General features: G+C 60.9%; 2 protein-coding genes. One reads left to right on the top strand and one right to left on the bottom strand.

What is annotated here, in order from left to right:
• Positions 1-457, bottom strand: a 457-nt coding sequence (locus tag NW838_RS06545) for a transposase (protein ID WP_414427736.1), incomplete at its 3' end; no start/stop codon positions are given.
• A gap of 65 nt (positions 458-522) precedes the next feature.
• Here NW838_RS06545 and NW838_RS06540 point away from each other — a divergent pair.
• Positions 523-708 carry a hypothetical protein gene (locus NW838_RS06540; RefSeq protein WP_414427735.1) on the top strand — a complete coding sequence of 62 codons (186 nt, stop codon included), beginning with the start codon at positions 523-525 and terminating at the stop codon, positions 706-708.
• The last annotated feature ends 70 nt before the right edge of the window (positions 709-778 follow it).

The following is a 778-nucleotide window of genomic DNA, read 5'->3' as shown; positions in this document are numbered from 1 at the left end:
GCCAGGCGGAGAGTTCCTCCTCCAGGCGCTGAGCTACCCTGGAGACCGCGTCCTTACCGATGCGCACCCGGGACAGGCCCTCCGTGATAGCCGCTACCTTGCGGGTGGAGACCCCTTGCAGGTACATCTCCAGCACCGCCTCTTCTACCTCTCCGGTCATCCGCTTGTACCGCTCAAAGACCTCGGTCAGGAAAGTCCCCTCCCGGTCCCGGGGTACCCGGAGCTGGGCGATCCTGCCCGCCGGCGTGATGAGGTCCCGGGTGTAGTAGCCGTTCCGCTCCCCGCGGCGGCTTGGGGTGCGCTCACGGTAACCCGCAGCCAGGAGCTCGGTCATCTCTTCTTCCAACACCTGCTCGTTCGCGTAAGCGGTGCGGAGCACTATGACGGCCTTGACCCCTTCCCGGATGCGCCGGCTGATCTCCTCCTTGGTCAACCTCTTGAGCTCCTCTCGGTCCATTCCGCCCTCCATGCTTAACCCACAAAATACGCGACACTACCGCCACAGATCACCGGAGTGCGGCAATGGCTACTCAACTGGATGTGGAAGACATTCGAGGGATCCGATCGGTTGCTGAGGTGGCTGGTCTCTTTGCATCTCTGGGGTACGCTCTGGTGGGGCAACCGTTGGATATAGCAGCGCTGGAGCTACCCGCTGATTTTGACAGACCTCGGGCTGCATATTTCCTGGCGGAATATCGACAGCGGTAATTCCGTCAGGTGGTGCTGCTGCTTCAGATTGAGGTAAACCCCACCACTACCAGAGTCTTATACACATCTC

This window comes from Synechococcus sp. R55.2 (assembly GCF_047462075.1).
Classification (GTDB): domain Bacteria; phylum Cyanobacteriota; class Cyanobacteriia; order Thermostichales; family Thermostichaceae; genus Thermostichus.
The sequence above is the reverse complement of the archived record's forward strand: the minus strand, read 5'-3'. Positions and strand labels throughout refer to the sequence as shown.

What these genes read in the sequence shown, in the direction of transcription:
- NW838_RS06540 (WP_414427735.1), top strand. Translation starts at nt 523, where the DNA reads ATGGCTACTCAACTGGATGTGGAAGACATTCGAGGGATCCGATCGGTT.